The sequence below is a fragment of the Blautia sp. An81 genome, from assembly GCF_002161285.1.
In the GTDB taxonomy this organism is placed as follows: domain Bacteria; phylum Bacillota; class Clostridia; order Lachnospirales; family Lachnospiraceae; genus Blautia; species Blautia ornithocaccae.
This window is the reverse complement of the sequence record NZ_NFHH01000007.1, coordinates 138,231-161,404: the sequence shown is the minus strand read 5'-3', so window position 1 is coordinate 161,404 and position 23,174 is coordinate 138,231. Positions and strand designations below refer to the sequence as shown.

The following is a 23,174-nucleotide window of genomic DNA, read 5'->3' as shown; positions in this document are numbered from 1 at the left end:
CAAATCTCCTTGGAGTGTAAAACATTTAACTTTTTTTCTTCTTCCGGGACTTTTTATGTTTTTTAGAACTGAAAGCCCGGCGGATTTTAATGATCAAGAGTACGATATAGAAAATAAATGCACCGGCCAGAAGCCCCAGAGCAGGATACTTCCAACTGGGGAGTCCCTGGAAAATAGACAGGGCTTCCTGGAAAAATCCATCCAGAGAGTTATGATTTACAGTGGAAGAAGAACTGCTGGAGTCTTTTTCTGTTTCTGTAGATGCAGGCTGGCTGTCAGCGGCCTGCTGGCTTTGTCTTTGCTGCAGGTCATAGGTCTGAGCTGCTGTCAGGATTTCCTGGGAAGCCTCCTGACTGGAACTGCTCAGAAGGGTATCCCCATAATAGAAGTCCAGATTCAGCATGTTATTTTCAATTTCCGCCTGGCAGGTAATATCCTGAGAGGGATTTACGGGAACATCTGCAGAAGAGTTCTCTACTGCAGCGTCCAGCAGGCCCTGGTCTTTCAGATAAGAAGCCAGGGAATCTGACTCAGCCAGAATCTCCGATGAAAGCTTTAGTTTTTCAAAATTATTGAAACCGTAATCCAGAAGATTTTTCGTGTCATTATAATATTCCGTAGTACCTTTTAAAACAACACAGACAAGGCGCATGGAATTTCTTTCCGCATAAGTCACCAGAGTATTTCCGGCTTTTACTGTATATCCGGTTTTGCCCCCAAGGCATCCTTCATAATAATGCTCCCCCTCTTGGATCATCTGATGATGATTGTTGATCCAGCGCTCTTCCGCTGTAATATTTGTGGGGGGAATGATATAGTATGGGGTTTTGATAATATTCCGGAAAGTTTCATTCTGAAATGCAGCCTGGGCGATGAGAGCCATGTCTCTGGCTGTGGTATAGTGGTCATCGGCATACAGACCATTGGCATTGACAAAATGGGTATTCTTGCATCCCAGCTCCTGGGCCCTCTGGTTCATCATATCTACAAATGCCTGGACGGTCCCGCCGATATATTCTGCCACTCCGGAAGAAACTTCATTGGCAGAGCCCAGGAGGATACCATAAAGACTCTCCTCCATAGACAGAGTTTCCCCTGGCTTAATGCCGATATGAGTGCTTCCTGGCTCGATATTGTTTACCTCGTCGGTAAATGTGATCTCTGTGTCCAGGGGAACCTTTTCAATGGCCAGCATAGCAGTCATGATCTTTGTAATACTGGCAGGCGCCCGTTTTTCGTCAATGCCTTTGGCATATAGGATTTCTCCGGTGTCCAGGTCCATGACGATTCCTGTTTCAGCAATAATCTTCGGGCCCTGAGGCCATCCGGCAATATCGTTGGACTGAATTTCCCATTCGTAGCTTTCGGGCATGGCCGGTTCCTGGGCTTCGGGAGCTTCCGGGCTGTTTTCCTGTACATGCACAGCGGCCCGGGCGTCAGGAGCAGCCGCCAGGAGGCAGACCGTCTGCAGATTCATAGATAAGACCGCAGTCAGCAGCAGGACGGCGGCTTTTTGCTTTTTGGCTTTCATATTATAAGTATCCTCTTTCGTTCATTGCTTTTGGATTTTCTTGAATTATTATATGCGATTTTTTTATTTATAGCAATGTATAAAAGAAGAAAACTGCCCCGCAATACAAGTGCTGAGGCAGTTTTCTTCTTTTTGTATAAGATTATAAGAATTTAAAGTCCGAAAGTATGCATCAGCCAGGACTGAAGGAGCCTTATCCAGCTCTGGCAGCTTTCTTCTATAGTGTTTGGGTCTCCATTGCAGATGCTTTCAGTTGCCAGACTCAGACCATGCATACCACATGGGTACAGATGATATTCTACAGGGATTCCGGCTTTCCCTAAAGCTTCTGCAAAACGGAAGGAATTCCAGAACGGCACGGTATCATCCGAAAAAGTATGCCACAGAAAAGCAGGGGGAACAAGATCCGTTACCTGATTTTCCAGGGACATTTTTTCTTTCAGGCGTTCATAAGAATTTCCCAGAAGGTTTTGGATACTTTCGGTATGGGCAATGGAATCTTCGGAACTGATCACCGGATAGCAGAGAACAAGTCCCTGAGGCTTGAGGCAGCCGCTGCTGCATCCGGCGGCGTCTGCCATATGCTTTTCCTGCCAGAACACGCCGTAACTGGCAGCCAGATGTCCTCCGGCAGAAAATCCCATGATGATAATCTTGTCAGGATTGATATGCCACTGTGCAGCGTGCTCTCTAAGATATTTGACGGATAAAGCAAGTTCATGGAGGGACGTAGGATAAGTGGCCGGTGCGCAGGAATACCGAAGAATCGCAGCATGATAGCCGATGCTGTTTATCTGAAGCGCTACCGGTTCGGCCTCTCTGTTTGAAGTCATGGCATAAGAGCCGCCGGGGAGGATCACCACCAAAGGACGGGTCCAGTCGGTTTTGGCATTTATATAATCTTCCAGGATATAAGTGTCCAGATGGGTATCCGCTGCGGAGCCATCTGTCTGTATAGGAATACGTTTACAGATCATTTTAAAATTTAACAGATTATTGTGATAATCTGTTCTCCTTTCGCCTGTTATAAATAAAGTTATGAATGACTTAGAACATTCAAGGTATAGTCATGGAGCATCTCTTTACGCTGGGTGTCGTAGTTCAGAAAATGCGAGTAGAAGATATCCAGCATGATAAGGATTGGGAACTGGGGGGAAATGGCTTTCCCGTTTTCCAGGTTTTCACGTAACGCAAGCAGCACAACTTCATCACAAAATTCAAACTGCTGGGGCTCTCTGTGAGAAGTCATCAGTATGACAATGGCGCCGGCTGCTTTTGCCGCCTTTAAAGACGTCATGACCTCAGGAGTTTTGCTGCTGATACTGATCCCGATCACTACACAAGTATCGTCTAACAGTACGGAATTCATCTTCATTACATGGTTGTCGGAGATGGCCTCTATGTTTAAGCCGATACGCATAAAGCGGAGTTTCATCTCCTGAGCGGCTAATCCGGAACTGCCCTTTCCATATACGTAAAATCTTTTCTGCTTTGCAAAAATTTCACAGATCCTGTTTAACTGGGCGTTATCTACTAATGCATAGCTTTTATTTAAAAGCTCCTGATAGGTATCTAAAACCTGGGTGGTAGAATTATCTGTGATCAAAGGAGTGACCTTTTCACTTAACCCTTCCTTATAGTAGAATACAAACTCACGATAGCCTTTATATCCGCATTTTTTTGCAAATCTGGAAAGAGACGGTTCGGATACAAAAAGTAAAGAAGAAATATTTTTTGCCGAAAAGTCCATGCACTGGTGATTGTGAATGAAAAAATCCGCTATGTTTTTTTCCGTAGGCGACAGAGACGCATAAATTGCTTCAATCTGCGGTACGATACTTTTTTTATAGTTAGACATATAGTTCAGTTTCCCTCTTTCTGGCTTTAAAATGATAAAAAGCGCCTAACATTCCCGCACGATTTTGATTTTGAGCGAATTTAAGCGTAGTTTTCTCGGCAATAGAATGGAGCAAATATTTATCTACAGCCGCTCTGATTTTATCATATAACATCTGTTTTTGCACCATAATTCCTCCGCCGAGTACGACGATTTCAGGATTCAATACATAACAGATATTTGCGATACCCATACCGAGACAGTTGGTCATCCGGTCAATCTCTTCTATACAATCTGTATCTCCATTTCGGGCAAGATCAAAAATTTTTTTCCCGTTGAGAGAACCGGAGGAAAGCGCCTTTCTTTTTTCCACATTTCGGACAAGGATACTGGCGGCGGCCATATCCTGAAAAGCGCCGCCGGGCAGCAGCATATAGCCGACCTCACAGCCGCTGCCGGAAAAACCATGGAATACACGACCTTTTTCAACAAAGGCGCCTCCGATACCTGTGCCAATAGTAAGACAGAGACAAGAGGAAGCACCTTTGGCAGCGCCGGCGAAATATTCTGCGAGAGCAGCACAGTTGACGTCATTTTCAACTTCACAGGGGAGCCCAAACTGCTGCTCAAAGATAGCTTTAACAGGAGTTCCTGTATATTCAGGAATCAATGAGGAGGCATAGGTGATGGAGCCTGCATCGCAGTCTACCATGCCAGCTGTGGAGATGCAGATCCCGTATATATCCTTATACTCTTTTAAAAGCCGTGACGTAAGCTCCACAGCCCGGGTGATGATGGAAGGGCCGCCCAGCCATGCCTGGGTAGGGAAGGAGCTGTCCATTAAAAAACCGGAATTTTCGGAATATACTCCATATTTAACAGAGGTTCCGCCGATATCAATACAAAGATAAGTTTTCATCTATGTTCCTCCTGTGCTGCCTGTTCTTTAGCGGCAATATTTTTCGATGGCGTTTTTGATCATATCTGCAGCTTCCCGGGCAATAGGGATATCGGAAGGTATCAGGTTTGTCAGCGGTTCGCGGACGCCCCCGATATCCAGAGAGTCGTTTATCCGAAGTACTTCTTTGATCATTGCGTACATATTTCCATGTCCGGAGCAGAGTTTGTAAATGATAGAGTTTACATCATACTGGAGCTTCTTCGCTTCTTCCAGCCTTCCCTCGTTGATCCATTCATTTTCTTTCAGGATCAGTTCCGGCATAGCTCCATAGGTACCGCCGATACCTCCGTCGGCGCCCATGATCCGTCCGCTGATCAGCTGTTCGTCCGGACCGTTAAATACGGTAAAATCTTCGCCGCCCAGGGATTTAAAGATCTGAATATCCTGTACAGGCATAGAGGAGTTTTTAACACCCTTTACCCTGGGATTTTTCAGCATTTCATGAAGAAGGCTTTGGGTAAGGGCGGTGCCTGCAAGCTGAGGAATATTGTAGATGATAAAGTCTGTGTTTGGTGCAGCGGAGCTGATACTGTTCCAGTATGCAGCGATAGAATATTCAGGAAGACGGAAGTAAATAGGCGGGATCGCAGCAATAGCGTCTACCCCCAGGCTTTCTGCGTGACGGGCCAGTTCCATGCTGTCTTTTGTATTGTTGCAGGCAACATGAGCGATAACGGTAAGTTTTCCTTTGGCTTCCTTCATTACATTTTCCAATGTGATCTTCCGATCTTCCACACTCTGATAGATACATTCGCCTGAAGAACCGCATACATAAACGCCTTTTACGCCTTTCTCAATAAAATATTTCGTGAGACTGCGTACTCTTTCAGGACTTACTTCTCCCTTCTCGTCATAGCAGGCATAAAAAGCCGGGAAGATTCCCTGATATTTTGGATTACTCATTATATTTTCCTCCTTATATTTTTATTTCATCTATTGCCTAAGAACATTTCTCTAAAGCTTCGGCAAAGCGCTTGGTGATCAGTTGCGGTCTGGTGATAATAGAACCGACGACAACGCTGTAGCAGCCAAGATCGATGACCCGGCGGGCTTTTTCGGGAGTATCAATATTTCCCTCTGCAATTACCGGATGAGAGACTTCTTTGAGTATCCGGCGTATGATTTCAAAGTCGTTGTGTTCAATTCTGTCTCCCTGGCTTTCTTCTGTATATCCTACCAGCGTAGTACCTATAAAATCGAAGCCGAGTTTATCAGCGGCGAGAGCTTCTTCTATTGTAGAACAATCTGCCATCAGAAGCTGCTCGGGGTATTTATTTCGTATCTGGCGGTAAAGTTCTTCCAGAGAAAGTCCGTTAGGACGGGGTCTTGGAGTTGCGTCTAAAGCGATGATCTCAGGATGTGCAGGCATCAGTTCATCTACTTCTTTTAAAGTAGGGGTTATGTATACGCTGCTGTCTGGGTAATCTCGTTTTATGATCCCGATCACAGGCAGAGATACATTCTTTTTAATTTCTATAATGTCTTCCGGAGTATTTGCGCGGATCCCGGCTGCACCTCCTTCCAGGGCGGCTGCCGCCATACGTCCCATTATATAAGAAGAATGCAGAGGCTCATTTGAAAGCGCCTGGCAGGAGACGATCAGATGGCTGCGCAGGGAGATGATCCGAGGGTTTTTCATAGGATCCATGATCCTCCTCCTTTCTAAGAAATATTTGATATCTATATTATAAAAAAATAGAAAATAAATTCAATATAACGGAGATATATAGAAAAAACATTCACAGTAATTGTGAAAAGTACATAAAAATAGGTGAGTAAAAAGGTAAAGAAATATACAGATAATATAAAGGCGGAAAGTACTTTCTAAAATATGAAATATAATTGAAAAAAGTTTAAATAGTTGTTATAGTTTAGAAAAAGATTCGGAGAAAAAAATCAGGAAAGGAGAAGAATCTATGAACAAGAAAAACACGAAATTTGCCTATGCGATCAATGCGCCTCTTATTATCTATCTGGCATGTGTCTTACTTGGCCCTATTATCTGGGGGATATGGATGAGTTTTACAAACAAAACAATAGGAGGCAGCGCAACCTTTATAGGACTGGACAATTATATAAATCTCCTGGCAGATCCGGAATACCGGAGATCTATCATCAACACACTGGTATTTACTTTCTTTTCAATTATAGGAAAATGTTTTTTTGGTATTTTAATGGCTTTAGCTCTTAATATCAAATTTAAAGGAAGAAATATTGTAAGAGCATTATTGATGATTCCGTGGACTCTGCCCAATATCGTAGCAGTATTGAACTGGAGATGGATATTCAGCTCTACAGGAGGCATTGCAAATTATCTTCTGAAATCTCTTCATATTATTGATAAAGACCTGATATGGTTTGGATCCGCCGGCTTAGCCATGGCTACGGTTATTATAGCGAATATATGGAGAGGTACTCCATTTTTTGGGGTCTCTATCCTTGCTAAGCTTCAGACGATCTCTCAGGATGGATATGAGGCGGCTGCCATTGATGGGGCAAACATGTGGCAGAGATTCTGGTACATCACTTTACCGGAGATCAAAGATGTTATTTTGTTATCGACTTTAATGTCTACTATATGGACGCTGAATGAATTTGAATCTGTATGGCTGCTGACAGGCGGCGGTCCTAACGGAGCCACAGAAGTTATGAACGTATTCAGCTATCAGACGGCAATGAAGAGCATGATGTTAGGAAAAGGTATTGCAGTTTCTATCCTGGCTATGCCGGTTCTGCTTATACTGATCAGCCTGCTGACCAGAAGAATGATCGCAAAAGAAGATTAACAGAAGGAGGAAATCAGAATGAAACAGAAAAAAAGTGTGAAAATTTTAAGCCGGTTATTCATTATCCTCTGTCTGATCGTGGCCTTAGCGCCTATTTACTGGATGCTGAATACCTCCTTAAAAGGACAGGCAGAAATTTACAGCAAAGTTCCCACATTAATTCCTCAGCATCCCAGCCTGGATGCGTACAAATATCTGCTGACAGAAACAAACTTTTTGACAGGTATCCGAAACAGTCTGATCGTAGCGATCTTTGTTTCCCTTTTCTCTATAGTGATCGCATATCCTGCAGCATATGCCATTGCCAGGATTAAGTTCAGAGGAAAACGTACATTTTCCAAAGCGATTTTGTTTACATACCTGCTTCCTACTTCTATCCTGTATATTCCGTTATATATACTAGTTGCGAATTGCGGACTGACGGACAATATTCTGGGACTGATGCTGATCTATCCTACGTTCACTCTTCCATATGTGGCGTGGGTGCTGATCCCCCATATTTCCTCAATCCCATATGATCTGGATGAAGCGGCTATTGTAGACGGCTGCGGAAGGCTCCGTGTAATGTATCAGATCGTATTTCCGCTGGCACTGCCGGGGATTATTTCTACGACGATCTTTGCATTTGCAATGTGCTGGGGCGAATATCTCTATGCATTGGTAAACATTACAAAGACTTCTATGCAGACCTTCCCTCTGGTGATCTCCGGACTGATCTTCGGCGATATGTATCCCTGGGATCAGTTGATGGCCGGTGCGATCCTGGCCAGCGTGCCGATCCTGATCATTTACATACTGGCGAACAGCTCTCTGGTAGGCGGACAGACAGCAGGAGGCGTAAAAGGCTGATACGCTAGAAAAATTATTAAAGGAAACTATTATAAAATTATTTAATTAAAAGGAGGATTCATATGAAACTTAAAAAAGTTGCAGCATTAGGAATGGCCGCCCTTATGGCAGCTTCACTGGGAGCGTGCGGCGGAAGCGGAGAAGGCGACGGCGGAGCAAAAGCGGATTCAAAATCCCTGACAGTCTGGATCGAGAAGGTTTTCAGCGATGAAGCCAATACGGCTATGGAAGAAAGGATTAAGAGTTTTGCCGAAGAGAACGACGTAAATGTGAACTATGAGTTTATTTCCGCTACAGATTTTGTGACAAAGCTGAATGCAGCTATTGAGGCCGGAAGTAATATACCGGATATCACTACCGGAGCAGTGACAAAGGTAGTCAACTATTACCCAAGCAATCCCTATATGGACGTGACAGACCTGGTAGATGAAATTAATGCAGAACGGCCTTATATGCAGTCTATTTATGAAGGAAGCAAGATTGAGGGCAAAAATTATTTCGTACCTATGACCAGTTCTTCGACGATGATGTTCATCAGAAAAGATAAACTGGAAGAAGCTGGAATCACGGAGGTTCCACAGACATGGGATGAAGTATTTGAGGTGGCCGAGAAAATTTCTGATCCTGACAATGGATTTTACGGACTTGGTATGGGCTGCGGACCTACAGATGAAGACGCAGAAAATATGTTCCGCATGATCATGTGGAATCAGGGAGGCTATGTTTTTGATAAAGATGGCAATATTACCTTAGACAATGATGCGGCAAAAGAATGGCTGGAGAAGTACAAAGAGCTTTATGATAAAGAGGTGATCCCGCCAGCAGCATCTACCTGGGATTCCGGCGGAAATAATACTTCTTATCTTATGGGAGAGTCAGGCATTGTGTTCAACGCACCGACATTATACAATACTATGGCCACAGATGAGGCAAATAAGGAACTTTTGGAAAATACAGAAGTAGTGAACCTTCCGGCGGGCAGTGATAATAATACAACTATGGGATTTGCCGCAGGTTTATCTATCATGGAAGGCTGCAAAAATGTAGATCTTGCCAAGGACCTGATCAGATACTGTATGGACGATGAGTGGTACAACGAATATCTGGAGATCACGGCTCCTGTATATGCGCCGGTATTCCAGGATTCTGTAGGAAATGGCATTTGGGCAGAAGGAATTAATGCGCAGGTAGTCAGCTATGCAGAAAATGCATTGGGATATTATGGATATCCGGTTGAAAGTATTCAGGGAAGAGCAATAGCAGCAAAAAATATGTTCACATTCCCAATGTCAAAAATGCTTAATCAGGTAGTGACCGGAGCGGAGGACGCAGATGGAGCTATTGCAGGAGCTATTTCTGCAATCGAAGAAGTACAGGGAACCGTAGAGTAGGAGAAAGGCTGGAAGCATTATGAAAAAAACAGTATGGCTGAATTTAGATGAAAATAAAGTAGACGTGACTTATCTGGATAAGCGGTTTGCAGAAAGCGGCTATGAATTTATCAAATGTCCCATCGATACAGGCGATGAAGAGAAAACCATAGAAATGGGAAAAAAAGCAGATGCGGTTATCAGCACCTGGGAGCCCTGGAATGAACGGACTCTGGAAGCAGTAAAGGATAAAGTTCAGTATATTGTAAGATATGGGGCAGGAACCGATAACATTGATATTCCCGCGGCAACCAGAGCAGGGATCCCTGTGGGAAATGTGCCGGGAGCGAATTCAGCGGCGGTTGCCGAGACTGCTATGCTTCATATCCTGAATGTAGGACGGAGATTTGCCCATTGTGTGGAAGGCGTGAGAAAAGGAATCTGGCCTTCTACTATCACAGGAACAGAATTAGATGGCAAAACTGTAGGACTTTTGGGATTTGGACATATCGGAAAGCAGCTTGTCCGGATGATGAAAGGCTTTGATGTGAAAGTTCTGGTATACGACGCTTATATCCAGGATAAGGATTCTGAAAAGTGGGGCGTTACTTTCGTAGAAAACCAGGATGAGATCTTTAAAAACAGCGATATTGTAAGTCTGCATATACCGCTGACGGAAGAAACCCAGGGCAGTATTAATAAGGAAAAATTTGCCTTGATGAAAAAATCCGCATATCTTATCAATACCTGCAGAGGCGGCGTCATCAATGAGGAGGACTTAATAGAAGCCCTGAAAACCGGACAGATCGCCGGGGCGGGCCTGGACGTTCTCTGCCAGGAACCGCCCAAGAAAGACAATCCTCTTCTCCAAATGGAAAATGTTTTTGTTACCTCGCATATGGGAGCTGCTTCACTGGAAAGCGAGCATCGCTCACAGGTGATCATTGCAGACTGTATTGATGAGTTTTTCAGCGGGAAAATGCCTTATAATGTAAAAAATCCTGAGGTGAAAAACAGCTAAAAGCATAAGAGTTTCAAAAAGAAATGATAAAAATAGTGTTAAGCGGTAGATTTAGGATCTGCAGCTTAACGCTATTTTTTATTTCTGTGGTCAATGAGTCAGGGGACAAGTACTGCATTACCAGTGATTTTGAATACTATATCAAAGTTAATGCTGACTGCGAAAATATTCTACGAGATCATATACCAGTTGAATTTCTTTATCTGTAAGATGAGAAATATCCATTGAAGTGTGGCTGGAGAGTCCAAGCAAATAGTCTGTTGAAACATGAAATAATTGGGCGAGTTCTACGATATATGCTGTAGAAGGAGTTGAAATCCCCATTTCCCATGCATTAACACTGCTGCGAGTAATATTCAGTTTTTTTGCGAGATCTGCTTGCGTCAAGTTATTGGACAGGCGTAATTGTTTAATTCTGTCAGCTACCATACTTTTATCCTTTCTGATAAAAAAGATAATAAAATAATCAAAAAGATATTACATTATCAAAAAGATGTTTGTAATTGACATCAAAGAAAGCCAGTGCTAAAATACATGTATAAAATGTATAGAAGGAGGAGAAGTATGTTTTGCTCTAACTGCGGGAATGAAATTAAAGAAGAAGATGCATTTTGCCAATATTGCGGAACGAAAAATCCACAGTATAATTTGCAAACAAGTCAGCGAGAAGGAGAGACAGATTATATAAATTATCAGAAACAAGATGGTAGTATGATTGAAACAAGTCGTTGTCTTCCGGCATTTATTGTGGGGCTGATAGGTTCGATTCTAGGTATTTTTGGAGGACTGTGTGTGTCTATGTGCGATACAAGGACTGGAGGAAATGCCCCGTTTGTTTTGATATTTGGAGGAAGTGTTATTGGTATGGTAGGAGCATGCCAATGTTTAAAACATGTGAAGAGAGGAGCTGTTTTACAGTTAATAGCTGCTGTAATGATCATCATTTGTGCTTATGGGATCACAGGGGCTGACTTGATGAGCGTATTTGCTTTTGTTCTTTTGCTGGCAGGAGGTATTATAGGCCTTTTGAAAGTTTATATTTTTGATAAATAAAAGATGATACCATATATTGATTTTGGTTTTGGAAAAATTTCTACATTTGCAATAATGATTATATGTGGGATAACGTTTATGTTCCTTTTAGTCCATAAAAAATTAATGAAGGAAAGTTGGGGCGTATATGAAGAAAACTATATTTTCCCTAAATTAGTATTTTGTGGGATGATAGGATATATGAGTGCCGCAATCTTTGACGCACTGTTTAAATGGAGAGAAAATGGAGGAATACAATTTTCTGGAATAACATTTTATGGAGGACTTTTAGGCGCAGTAATAAGTCTGATTTTTTCTATAGTAATAACCAAGGAAAACACAAATCATACAGTGGAGGAGTGGCTCTCCATTTTAACAGTTCCATTTATAGTATTTCATATCTGTGGGAGAATGGGATGTTTTCTTGGTGGATGTTGCTATGGAAAATCTACCAATAGTATCATCGGCCTGTATTTTCCAGATAATCCAGAGCATGGAATATATCATTATGGAATGAAATGTTATCCCACACAATTATTTGAAGTGGCATTTTTAATTGTGATTTTGGCGGTTACTGTTAAAGTTAAAAAGAAGTTTGAGGTATATCTCTTACTATATGCTGCTGCCAGATTTATTGTTGAGTTTTTTCGCGGTGATGATAGAGGGTATATTTTGAAAGGAATTTCTCCTGCTCAAATGATATCAATTATTATTATAGCAGCAGAAATTGGCATTGGTATGAAAAGAAAATTTTCAGAACATAAAAAGCATGAAGGGGAAAATATGGAAGTATTTGATAACATTGGGAAGAAAATAACTGCGACAAGCCACACAATGGTACAGAAAGCTAAAGGCATAGCAGACATTACAGGGTTGAAAGCACAAATTTTAGATGAGCAGAAGAAAAGGGATAGTTATTATACGAATTTGGGAAGAGAATACTATGATTTAAAGGGAAGGGAAGCGCTTCCTGAATTACAGGAATTAATTGAAATGATCACAAAGAGCAGCCAAAGGATAGAGGAACTTCATAAATCTATCAGTACTATTGAGAATATAAAAACTTGTCCGGTGTGTGGGCAAGCTCTAAATGATGGTACATTATTTTGCTCAGGGTGCGGTACTAAAATCTCTCAACCAGAAGACAGTAACAGTGATATACAAAAAATAGAGACTAAACCATGCATTAATTGCGGGTGTGAAATTTCGACAGACGCAGTTTTTTGTACAAAATGCGGAATAAAACAGATTTGAAGGAGCTGTAAAAAGAGGATCATCTGCATATTGCAAATAGAAAACACATATGCTATAATGCCGATAGGCTAAGAGATATGAGGTATCCATGTTGGACACCGACGAAAACCCCGGAGACGCAACCTCCGGGGTTTTCTCTGCCGTTTTTATGGTGGCTTAAGCCATAGGCTGGTTACCTGTGTTTTTTATCTCTGTCCAGCCATTTGCAGATGAGATGGCTAATCACTGTCGTTCTTTTCAAAACCCCTTGACAACCGGTCAAAAGACTCAGTATAATAATTCCGTACTTGACAAAAACAGAGATGGAGACAGTATTTGACCAGTCCAAAGTTCCAGAGAGCCGGGGAGGGTGGAATCCCGGTACGAGTAGGGGCCAAAGAAAATCACTCCGGAGTTGCCATCTGAATTAAGTAGGAGAGGCCGGTTTCCCCACGTTACCGGGGACACATATAAAGGCGTATGCTTCGTATGATGTAAGAGGTGGTATAACGACAGCGCAATAAGGCTTTCGTCCTGTTACAGGACGGAAGCCTTTTCTATATATTTCCGGTTCAAAAGGAAAGAATAGAAACGCCTTTGTAAAATATTTTGAATTTTGGAAAGGAGAAAAGCTATGTATCAGAAAGTTACTACAGACCTCAACTTTGTAGAACGGGAGAAAGAAGTAGAAAAGTTCTGGAAAGACAATGACATTTTCAAAAAGAGTATGGAAAACCGTAAAGAAGGTCCTACCTATACCTTCTATGACGGACCGCCTACCGCCAATGGAAAACCTCATATTGGCCATGTGCTTACCCGCGTTATCAAGGATATGATCCCCAGATACCGGGCCATGAAAGGCTATATGGTTCCCAGAAAGGCCGGATGGGATACCCACGGACTGCCGGTAGAGCTGGAAGTGGAGAAAAAGCTGGGACTGGACGGCAAAGAACAGATAGAAGAATATGGCCTGATCCCTTTTATCGACCAGTGTAAGGAAAGCGTCTGGAAATACAAAGGCATGTGGGAAGATTTTTCTTCCACTGTTGGTTTCTGGGCGGATATGGATAATCCTTATGTAACCTACCATGACGATTATATCGAATCCGAATGGTGGGCCCTGAAAGAAATCTGGAACAAGGGACTTTTATATAAAGGCCATAAGATCGTGCCTTACTGTCCTCGCTGCGGTACCCCTCTGTCTGCACAGGAAGTGGCACAGGGATATAAAGATGTGAAAGAACGCTCCGCCATTGCCCGCTTTAAGGTAAAGGGAGAGGAGGCTTATATCCTGGCATGGACCACAACTCCATGGACTCTGCCCTCTAACGTTGCCCTCTGCGTAAACCCTGATGAGGAATATGCAAAGGTTAAGGCTGCAGACGGATATACTTACTATATGGCAACTGCCCTTCTGGATACCGTTCTGGGCTCTCTGGAAAGAGAAGAGGGAACGCCGGCCTATGAAGTTCTGGAAACTTATAAGGGAACAGATCTGGAATACAAAGAGTATGAGCCTTTGTATAACTTCAAAGAATTAAACAAAAAAGCCTATTATGTAGTATGCGATACTTATGTAACTCTTACCGACGGTACCGGTGTAGTTCATATTGCTCCGGCTTTCGGTGAAGACGATAATAAAGTTGGAAAGAAATATGACCTTCCTGTGCTGCAGCTGGTAGACGAAAAAGGTGAAATGACAGCAGAAACCCCCTGGGCCGGAACTTTCTGCAAAAAGGCAGATCCGGAAGTGCTGAAAGACCTGGAGGAAAGAGGTCTGCTCTTCTCAGCGCCGAAATTTGAGCACAGCTATCCTCACTGCTGGAGATGTGACACACCGCTTATCTACTATGCTAGAGAATCCTGGTTTATCAAGATGACTGCAGTCAAAGAGGACCTGATCCGGAATAACAACACCATCAACTGGATCCCGGAGAGTATCGGAAAAGGCCGCTTCGGCGACTGGCTGGAAAATGTTCAGGACTGGGGAATCAGCAGAAACCGTTACTGGGGAACACCTCTCAACGTATGGGAATGCGAGTGCGGCCATATGGAATCCATCGGCAGCCGTCAGGAACTTTTTGAGAGAAGCGGCGACGAGAATGCCAAGACTGTGGAGCTTCATCGTCCATATATCGATGAGATTACCATGAAATGCCCAAAATGCGGCAAGACTATGCACAGAGTACCGGAAGTCATCGACTGCTGGTTTGACTCAGGGGCTATGCCTTTTGCACAGCACCATTATCCTTTTGAAAATAAAGAGCTGTTTGAGCAGCAGTTCCCGGCAGATTTTATCTCCGAGGCTGTAGACCAGACAAGAGGATGGTTCTACTCTCTGCTGGCAGAATCTACTATTTTGTTTAATAAAGCTCCTTATAAAAATGTTATCGTTCTGGGACACGTTCAGGATGAGAACGGACAGAAGATGTCTAAGTCTAAGGGAAATGCAGTAGATCCTTTTGAGGCCCTGGAAACATACGGAGCAGACGCTATCCGCTGGTATTTCTATGTAAACAGCGCTCCATGGCTGCCTAACCGTTTCCATGGAAAAGCCGTACAGGAAGGACAGAGAAAGTTCATGGGAACTCTGTGGAATACCTATGCTTTCTTCGTGCTGTATGCAAATATCGATGAATTTGACGCTACAAAATATACCTTGGATTATGAGAAACTGCCTGTAATGGACAAATGGCTTCTGTCCAAGCTGAATTCAGTGGTAAAAGCAGTAGATGAGGATTTAAATGCCTATAAGATCCCGGAAACAGCCAGAGCTCTTCAGGAATTTGTAGATGATATGAGCAACTGGTATGTAAGAAGAAGCCGTGAGCGTTTCTGGGCCAAAGGAATGGAACAGGATAAGATCAATGCATATATGACTCTTTACACTGCTCTGGTTACCATCTGTAAGGCTGCAGCTCCTATGGTTCCATTTATGACAGAAGAAATTTATCAGAATCTGGTGAGAAGCGTTGACAAAGATGCGCCTGAGAGTATCCACCTGTGCAATTTCCCTGAAGTGAAGGAAGAGTGGATCGACAAGACTCTGGAAGAGAACATGGACAACCTGCTGAAGGTGGTAGTCATGGGCCGGGCATGCAGAAATGCAGCAAATATCAAGAATCGCCAGCCTATCGGAAAGATGTTCGTAAAAGCGCCTTTCACACTGGAAGACTTCTATAAAGAAATCATTGAAGACGAGCTGAATGTGAAGGAAATGACATTTACTGAGGATGTAAGAGACTTTACCACCTATACCTTTAAGCCTCAGTTAAAGACTGTAGGACCTAAGTACGGAAAGTTCCTGGGCGGCATAAAGAAGGCCCTGTCTGAACTGGACGGAAACCAGGCTATGGACGAATTAAAGGCAAATGGACAGCTAAAACTTGACATAAATGGACAGGAAATAGTATTATTAGACAGTGACCTGCTCATTGATATGGCACAGACAGAGGGCTATGTCTCTGAATCAGACAATGATATTACTGTAGTGCTGGATACAAATCTGACTCCCGAACTGATCGAGGAGGGATTTGTCCGTGAGATCATCAGCAAGATCCAGACCATGCGTAAGGAAGCCGGCTTTGAGGTTACCGATAAGATCCGGGTTTCTCTGGAAGATAATCAGGTGATCGAAGGAATCTTCCGTGTCCATGAAGCCCAGATCAAATCTGAGGTTCTGGCTGAAGAAGTTGTATACGGTCAGATGAGCGGTTATGCAAAAGACTGGAAAATAAATTCAGAAAACGTGAAATTAGGCGTTGAGAAACTTTCATAGGAAAAAGGGCTGTCGCGGGGAATTCAATAGCTCTGGTTCTGCTATGCGGCAGCCTTTTTCCTGCAAAAAAGAAGGTTAGCAGTATTTGCCTTCATCATTCTGAAGGAGGAAAGGGAATGTTAGACAATCAATTTAAGAAAGAGGAATTCAAGAAAAGCGTTAAAGAAAACGTAAAAATGCTCTACAGAAAGACCATTGAAGAGGCCACTCAGGAGCAGATTTTTCAGGCAGTATCTCTTGCTGTGAAGGACGTAATTATTGATAACTGGCTGCTGACACAGAAACAGTACGAGAAGGACGACCCGAAGATTGTTTACTACTTATCCATGGAATTCCTTATGGGACGTGCGCTGGGAAATAACCTGATCAACCTGTGCGCATATGACGAGGTAAAAGAAGCTTTAGACGAATTAGGATTTGACTTAAATGTAATAGAAGACCAGGAACCGGACCCGGCTCTTGGAAACGGCGGACTGGGACGTCTGGCCGCTTGTTTCCTGGACTCTCTGGCAACTCTGGGCTACTGTGCTTATGGCTGCGGTATCCGCTATCATTATGGTCTGTTCAAACAGAAAATTGAAGATGGTTACCAGGTAGAGGTTCCTGATAACTGGCTGAAAAACGGATACCCCTTTGAACTGCGCCGTCCGGAATACGCAAAAGAAGTAAAATTCGGCGGTTATGTAGACGTAGAATACGACTATGCAACTGGAAGAACTCATTTTGTGCAGAAAGGATATCAGTCTGTTCTGGCAGTTCCTTATGATATGCCTATTGTGGGATATAATAATAAAATCGTAAATACCCTTCGTATCTGGGATGCGGAGCCTATTACAGACTTCCGTCTTGATCTTTTTGACAAGGGAGAATATCACAAAGCCGTAGAACAGGAAAACCTGGCTAAGAACATTGTGGAAGTGCTGTATCCAAATGATAACCACTATGCAGGAAAAGAGCTGCGTCTGAAACAGCAGTACTTCTTCATTTCCGCAAGTATCCAGGCGGCTATCGCTAAGTTTAAGAAGGCCCACAGCAATCTTCATGATCTGCCTAAGAAAGTGACCTTCCAGTTAAACGATACCCATCCTACCATGACAGTGGCCGAACTGATGCGTATCCTGGTTGATGAGGAGAACCTGTCCTGGGATGAGGCATGGGACATCACTACCCATACCTGTGCATATACAAACCATACCATTATGGCAGAAGCTTTGGAAAAATGGCCTATTGAGCTGTTCTCTAAACTGCTTCCTCGTATTTACCAGATCATTGAAGAGATCAACCGGAGATTTATTGAGGAGATCAAGGCAAAATATCCCGGAAATCAGGAAAAGATCCGCAAGATGGCCATTATCTATGACGGACAGGTGAAGATGGCTCATCTGGCTATCGCCGGCGGCTATTCTGTAAACGGTGTGGCTCAGCTGCACACAGAGATCCTGAAAAAACAGGAGCTGAGAGATTTCTATGAGATGTACCCGGAAAAATTCAATAACAAGACAAATGGTATCACACAGAGACGTTTCCTCCTTCATGCTAACCCGCTGCTGGCATCCTGGATCACTGACCACATTGGGGACGGCTGGATCACAAATCTGCCGGAACTGTCTAAGCTGAAAGTTTATGCAGATGACAAGAGAGCTCAGCAGGAGTTCATGAACATTAAATATCAGAATAAGGTGCGTCTGGCAAAATATATTCTGGAGCACAATGGAATCGAAGTAGATCCGAATTCTATTTTCGACGTACAGGTAAAGAGACTTCACGAGTACAAACGTCAGCTGATGAATATTCTTCATGTAATGTATCTGTATAACAAGATCAAAGAACATCCTGAAATGGACTTCTATCCGAGAACCTTTATTTTCGGAGCTAAGGCAGCTGCAGGATATAAGAGAGCAAAACTGACCATTAAGCTGATCAACGCAGTGGCTGATGTGGTAAACAACGATCCTTCCATTAACGGAAAGCTGAAAGTGGTATTTATTGAAAACTACCGTGTATCCAACGCAGAGATGATCTTTGCGGCAGCAGATGTTTCCGAGCAGATTTCTACAGCAAGTAAAGAAGCTTCCGGAACTGGTAATATGAAGTTCATGTTAAACGGGGCCCCGACACTGGGAACCATGGACGGTGCCAATGTGGAGATCGTAGAAGAAGTAGGAGCAGAAAATGCCTTTATCTTCGGATTGTCTGCCGATGAAGTTATCAATTATGAAAACAACGGCGGCTATGATCCAATGCAGTATTTTAACAACGACCCGGATATCCGGAACGTGCTGATGCAGCTGATCAATGGAACTTATTCTCATGGAGACTTCAATCTGTTCAGGGATATCTATGATTCTCTGCTGAATACCAACAGCAGCGACAGAGCAGATACTTACTTTATCCTGGCAGACTTTAAGTCTTACGCCAAAGCTCAGGAAGAAGTGGAAAAGGCCTACAGAGATGAAGCAAGATGGGCAAAGATGGCATTGCTGAATACAGCCTGTGCAGGCAAGTTCTCCTCTGACAGAACGATCCAGCAGTATGTAGATGAAATCTGGCACCTGGATAAGGTTGTCATCAGAAAATAAAAAGAAAATTTTGGGAAAGATTTCTCGTTATAAGAGACTGTATTGTCCTGTAAAAAAGGGCGATACAGTCTCTTTTTACATACATTTCACAAGGCTTTAACCGAAGGAAGAAAATCCCTGTGCTATACTTAAAGAAAAAAGGTAGAGGGAGGAAACATATGGAAGCAAGAAAAAGAAAAGGCAGAGCGGCACTTTCGCTGTTTTTGGCAGGAGTTCTCCTTCTGCTGTCAGGATGTGCCGGATCCGGCAGCCGGCAGCCCCAGGGAGATCCTTCAAAACAGCAGAGCTTTACTTCTTTTGGAGCCGGAGAAACCATCCGGATACTTTCCGGTTCAGAAAACCGGGAATTGGAAAATGTGCTGAAAAAGTGTGCGGAGGAAACAAAGATAAATATTGAGATCAGCTATCAGGGATCGGTAGATATTATGAGAGATCTGGAGGCCGGAGCAGAGGAATACGATGCTGTATGGCCGGCCAGCAGCCTTTGGATTTCTATGGGAGATCAGCAGCATCTGGTAAAACACACAGAATCGGTCTCGAATACACCAGTGGTTTTCGGAATCAGAAAAAGCCTGGCACAGGAACTGGGATTTGTGGGACAGGAGGTTTCTGTAAAGGACATTTTAGCTGCTATACAGGAAGGGAAAATGTCCTTTTGCATGACCAGTGCAACCCAGTCCAATTCCGGAGCCAGTGCGTATGTGGGTTTTTTGTATGCATTACTGGGAAAAGAGGATGCCATTACTTTGGCGGATTTGGAAAGTTCTCAGCTTCAGCAGGATATGACCCGTCTTCTTTCTGGAATCGAGAGAAGTTCGGGAAGCTCTGAATGGCTTATGGATATGTTTCTGGAAGGGGATTACGATGCCATGGTCAATTATGAGTGCCTGGTGATCAGTACCAATCAGAAACTTGAATCGGAAGGAAAAGAGCCTCTTTATGTGGTATACCCTTATGACGGACTGAGCATTGCGGATTCTCCTTTAGGCTATGTGGATCACGGGGAAAAGGGGAAAGAGGAAGCTTTTCTGAAGGTTCAGGAATACCTGCTTTCTGACAGCGTACAAAATGAAATCCAGCGTACCGGAAGACGTACCGGCTATGCAGGGGTAAAGGAAGAAAATAAAGATATCTTTAAGTCAGAGTGGGGGATCGATACAGAGCGGATTCTTTCTACCATTACTATGCCTTCATCAGAAGTGCTGACCCAGGCATTGAACCTTTATCAGAGTAAGCTTAGAAAACCCTCTCTTACGGTTTATTGTCTGGATTTTTCAGGAAGCATGATAGGTGAGGGCAATGATCAGCTGGTACAGGCCATGGCACAAGTGCTTCTCCAGGAGAATGCAGAAAAGAATTTCCTCCAGGCAGGGGAACGAGATGTGAACCTTGTGATCACCTTTGATAATGGAGTCATTCATACTTACGAAGCAAAAGATGCATCCCCTCAGAGTCTGGCGAGCCTGTATAAAGCTGTGGAGGAGGAGCGGCCAGGAGGCGGAACAGATATTTATCTTCCGGCTATAGAGGCTTTGCGGGAGATGAGAGAAAACTATGATCTTACCCAGTATACGCCGGCAGTAATTTTAATGACGGACGGTAAGTCTAACGGAAATATGGATTTTGGAGATTTCCAGGACTTTTACCTGCAGGAGCAAATGGATGTTCCTGTATTTTCCATTATGTTCGGCCAGGCTCAGGAGAGCCAGTTAGACGAACTGGCCGATCTGACTAACGCCAGAGTTTTTGACGGACGGGAAGATCTGATCGGGGCCTTCAGAAGTGTAAAGGGGTATAACTGATGATGAGAAAGGAAACTGTGCGTAGTATTCTCTGCGGGCTGACAGCAGGTGCGTTGTTCCTGGGAGTGTTCCTTGGGATGGGCTGGAATTTCTTTGTGTCGGTGTTTCTGGCAGCAGGGCTTTTTGCAGGGTTATTGCTTATAACAAAGCCAAGAGAGATTCCGGGCAAGCTCCCTCTGGACATGAGACCGGACGGCGCCTATCTGGAGAAAAGGCTTGAGGAAGCCAGAGAAGACTTTGAAAGTATCCGCCAGTCTGTGGAAAAGATCCAGGATCAGGGGCTGCGGGAAAATTCAGAAAGACTTTATAAGACCTCTTCCAATATATTGGCCTATCTGGAAAAAAATCCGGATAAAATCTCTGGGGCGGGAAGATTTATAGATTACTATCAGGATACAGCCTCCTCCCTTTTGAAAAAATATGTGGAGCTTCAGAACTCGGGCCTGGAAACCCCGGAAGCAAGAAGTCTGAAAGAGGATACCAAAAAGGCCATGTTCATGCTGAATCAGGCATTTGAACAACAGTTTCAGAGGTTGATGAGGAACGAACTGATGGATATGGATGTAGAAATCCAGATGATCGAGAATATGATGAAGATGGAGGGACCTTTATGAAATCGAAGATTGCGGGAATACTGATTCTGGTCCTGGTTATTCTTGCCGGAGGAGGCTATTATTTTTACAGCCAGAACAACCGGACTATGGTTCTGCGGGGCTATTTGGGTGGAGAAAAGACAGGGCTTTTTGAGGATGAAGAAGTGCAGGAGATTCTGCAGAAAAAGTACCATATGGAATTTGACTATGCAAGAGCAGGATCCCTGGATATGATCACGGCAGATCATAGTGATATGGACTATCTATTCCCTTCCAGTCAGACTGCCCTGGCTTTGTATGAAGACCAGATTGGAGATCCTGTCCAGGATCAGATTATTTTCAATACCCCCATTGTCCTGTATACCCATCAGAGTATTAAAGATGCTTTTCAGGAACAAGGAGCAGTGACAGAGGAAAACGGTGTTTTTTATATGGATATGGAAAAACTTGTCCAGATGATCATGGAGGATACCCAGTGGGCGGATATCGGTCTGGGAGAACTTTACGGCAGAATTTCTGTAGACACAACAGATCCGGTGAAATCTAATTCCGGAAATATGTTTGCCGCTCTTCTGGCCAGTGTGCTGAACGGCGGAGAGACAGTAAATGAACAGACGGTAGAGACAGTATTGCCAGAACTAAAGGAGATTTATTCCAGGCTTGGGTATATGGAAACTTCTTCTTCAGATATTTTTGACCAGTTTCTGAAGATGGGAATAGGAGCAAAACCTATGATAGCAGGTTATGAAAGCCAGATCCTGGAATTTGCGGCCCAAAGTCCTGAAGATTATGAACAGCTGAAAGAGGATATCGTGATGATCTATCCTACCCCTACAGTCTGGTCTACTCATGTGTACATTGCTCTGGATGACCAGGGGAAAAATGGGGCTGCAGCTCTTCTTGATGAAGACGTGCAGCGTTTGGCCTGGGAAAAACACGGATTTCGGACTAACAATTATGAGACCCTGGAAAATGGCGGCGGCCAGGAAGTGGAAGAGCTGGCAGAAGATATTACCAGGGTAGTACCGGTTCCCGATTATCCGGCAATGAAAAGGATCATAGAGGGGCTTTAAGGACCTTATGGCATTTGGCAGTGCACTAGCGATACAAGAAAAATTTGTGTTTTTGAGGTGCTTATCTTGCCTTTGTGCTGGGAATATGCTATACTATCGCACGTTGCAAAGCTCATAAAAACCAAGGTCTATAGGGCTTGCCGCCGATTCCCGGCGTTAAATGAATCGAGTGTTCGAGACCTTCCACTCGTAAAACAAAACTAAAGGAGATAATTAAATATGAGAGACAAAAAAGTAACTTTTCTGACCCAGGCGGCTATGATCGCTGCACTTTATGTGGTGCTGACTTTTGTTTTTGCACCTATCAGCTTTGGAGAGGTACAGATCCGTATTGCCGAGATGCTTACCGTTCTGCCTATTTTTACCCCGGCAGCAGTTCCGGGACTGTTTGTAGGCTGTCTCATCGGTAACATTACCGGCGGAGCTATGCTGCCGGATGTGATTTTTGGAAGTATAGCGACCCTTGTGGGAGCAGCAGGAACCTATTGTCTGAGAAACACGAACCGGTTCTTTGCGGTATTGCCTCCTATTGTGGCAAATGTTCTTATTGTGCCATTTGTACTCCGCTATGCCTATGGAGTTGCTCTTCCCATACCATTCCTGATGCTTACAGTAGGGATTGGAGAAGTAGTCTCCTGTGGGGTTCTTGGAAACTGTCTGATCACTGTTCTGAACAGATACAGGACCAGAATTTTCAGCAGAGCATAGGCTGGACTTAAAGGAAGATTT

General features: G+C 43.6%; 19 protein-coding genes. 12 read left to right on the top strand and 7 right to left on the bottom strand.

Going from position 1 to position 23,174, the window contains the following annotated elements; genetic code table 11:
* Positions 1–25: 25 nt before the first annotated feature.
* The 6 genes from B5G33_RS08470 to B5G33_RS08445 form a co-directional block, all read right to left on the bottom strand.
* The gene (locus B5G33_RS08470; RefSeq protein WP_242974601.1) at positions 26–1,531 is read right to left on the bottom strand and encodes a D-alanyl-D-alanine carboxypeptidase family protein; all 1,506 of its coding nucleotides are present in this window, start codon (positions 1,529–1,531) and stop codon (positions 26–28) included.
* A 152-nt stretch (positions 1,532–1,683) separates the two neighbouring features.
* The gene (locus B5G33_RS08465) at positions 1,684–2,508 is read right to left on the bottom strand and encodes an alpha/beta hydrolase (protein WP_087417318.1); all 825 of its coding nucleotides are present in this window, start codon (positions 2,506–2,508) and stop codon (positions 1,684–1,686) included.
* Between the two features lie 59 nt (positions 2,509–2,567).
* Positions 2,568–3,389, bottom strand: a complete 822-nt coding sequence (locus B5G33_RS08460) for a MurR/RpiR family transcriptional regulator (RefSeq protein ID WP_087274861.1) — start codon at positions 3,387–3,389, stop codon at positions 2,568–2,570.
* Positions 3,382–4,287 carry an ROK family protein gene (locus B5G33_RS08455; RefSeq protein WP_087417317.1) on the bottom strand — a complete coding sequence of 302 codons (906 nt, stop codon included), beginning with the start codon at positions 4,285–4,287 and terminating at the stop codon, positions 3,382–3,384. Before B5G33_RS08455 ends, B5G33_RS08460 begins: the two co-directional genes overlap by 8 nt.
* Before the next feature lie 27 nt (positions 4,288–4,314).
* Positions 4,315–5,232, bottom strand: coding sequence for a dihydrodipicolinate synthase family protein (locus tag B5G33_RS08450; RefSeq protein ID WP_087417316.1), 918 nt, complete (start codon positions 5,230–5,232; stop codon positions 4,315–4,317).
* 37 nt (positions 5,233–5,269) lie between these two features.
* Entirely contained in the window at positions 5,270–5,977 is a 708-nt protein-coding gene (locus B5G33_RS08445) for an N-acetylmannosamine-6-phosphate 2-epimerase (protein ID WP_330396403.1), read from the bottom strand.
* A 268-nt stretch (positions 5,978–6,245) separates the two neighbouring features.
* On the opposite strand from B5G33_RS08445, the gene B5G33_RS08440 reads away from it, so the two are divergent.
* The 4 genes from B5G33_RS08440 (at position 6,246) to B5G33_RS08425 (ending at position 10,355) form a co-directional block, all read left to right on the top strand.
* On the top strand, positions 6,246–7,115 hold the full coding sequence (locus tag B5G33_RS08440; protein ID WP_087274864.1) for a carbohydrate ABC transporter permease: 870 nt from the start codon (positions 6,246–6,248) through the stop codon (positions 7,113–7,115).
* 18 nt (positions 7,116–7,133) lie between these two features.
* Positions 7,134–7,964, top strand: coding sequence for a carbohydrate ABC transporter permease (locus B5G33_RS08435; RefSeq protein WP_087274865.1), 831 nt, complete (start codon positions 7,134–7,136; stop codon positions 7,962–7,964).
* Between the two features lie 62 nt (positions 7,965–8,026).
* On the top strand, positions 8,027–9,355 hold the full coding sequence (locus B5G33_RS08430) for an ABC transporter substrate-binding protein (RefSeq protein WP_087417315.1): 1,329 nt from the start codon (positions 8,027–8,029) through the stop codon (positions 9,353–9,355).
* A gap of 19 nt (positions 9,356–9,374) precedes the next feature.
* Positions 9,375–10,355, top strand: coding sequence for an NAD(P)-dependent oxidoreductase (locus tag B5G33_RS08425; protein ID WP_087417314.1), 981 nt, complete (start codon positions 9,375–9,377; stop codon positions 10,353–10,355).
* A 147-nt stretch (positions 10,356–10,502) separates the two neighbouring features.
* Here the strand turns inward: B5G33_RS08425 and B5G33_RS08420 are convergent, their stop codons facing one another.
* Positions 10,503–10,784 carry a helix-turn-helix transcriptional regulator gene (locus B5G33_RS08420; RefSeq protein WP_087417313.1) on the bottom strand — a complete coding sequence of 94 codons (282 nt, stop codon included), beginning with the start codon at positions 10,782–10,784 and terminating at the stop codon, positions 10,503–10,505.
* Between the two features lie 135 nt (positions 10,785–10,919).
* Between B5G33_RS08420 and B5G33_RS08415 the strand changes: the two genes are divergently transcribed.
* The 8 genes from B5G33_RS08415 to B5G33_RS08380 all read left to right on the top strand — a co-directional run bounded on the left by B5G33_RS08415 (position 10,920) and on the right by B5G33_RS08380 (position 23,153).
* On the top strand, positions 10,920–11,408 hold the full coding sequence (locus B5G33_RS08415; protein ID WP_158229590.1) for a zinc ribbon domain-containing protein: 489 nt from the start codon (positions 10,920–10,922) through the stop codon (positions 11,406–11,408).
* Positions 11,409–11,411: 3 nt separating this feature from the next.
* Entirely contained in the window at positions 11,412–12,641 is a 1,230-nt protein-coding gene (locus tag B5G33_RS08410) for a prolipoprotein diacylglyceryl transferase family protein (protein ID WP_087417311.1), read from the top strand.
* 613 nt (positions 12,642–13,254) lie between these two features.
* The gene (gene ileS, locus B5G33_RS08405) at positions 13,255–16,398 is read left to right on the top strand and encodes an isoleucine--tRNA ligase (RefSeq protein WP_087417310.1); all 3,144 of its coding nucleotides are present in this window, start codon (positions 13,255–13,257) and stop codon (positions 16,396–16,398) included.
* A 116-nt stretch (positions 16,399–16,514) separates the two neighbouring features.
* Positions 16,515–18,977, top strand: a complete 2,463-nt coding sequence (locus B5G33_RS08400) for a glycogen/starch/alpha-glucan phosphorylase (protein WP_087417309.1) — start codon at positions 16,515–16,517, stop codon at positions 18,975–18,977.
* A gap of 158 nt (positions 18,978–19,135) precedes the next feature.
* On the top strand, positions 19,136–20,779 hold the full coding sequence (locus B5G33_RS08395) for a VWA domain-containing protein (RefSeq protein ID WP_087417308.1): 1,644 nt from the start codon (positions 19,136–19,138) through the stop codon (positions 20,777–20,779).
* Positions 20,779–21,393 carry a 5-bromo-4-chloroindolyl phosphate hydrolysis family protein gene (locus B5G33_RS08390; protein ID WP_087417307.1) on the top strand — a complete coding sequence of 205 codons (615 nt, stop codon included), beginning with the start codon at positions 20,779–20,781 and terminating at the stop codon, positions 21,391–21,393. Before B5G33_RS08395 ends, B5G33_RS08390 begins: the two co-directional genes overlap by 1 nt.
* Positions 21,390–22,445: a hypothetical protein gene (locus B5G33_RS08385; RefSeq protein ID WP_087417306.1), complete on the top strand. Its 1,056-nt coding sequence runs from the start codon at positions 21,390–21,392 to the stop codon at positions 22,443–22,445. The genes B5G33_RS08390 and B5G33_RS08385 overlap by 4 nt, the downstream gene beginning before the upstream one ends.
* Before the next feature lie 219 nt (positions 22,446–22,664).
* Positions 22,665–23,153: a QueT transporter family protein gene (locus B5G33_RS08380; protein WP_087274874.1), complete on the top strand. Its 489-nt coding sequence runs from the start codon at positions 22,665–22,667 to the stop codon at positions 23,151–23,153.
* Positions 23,154–23,174 lie beyond the last annotated feature (21 nt).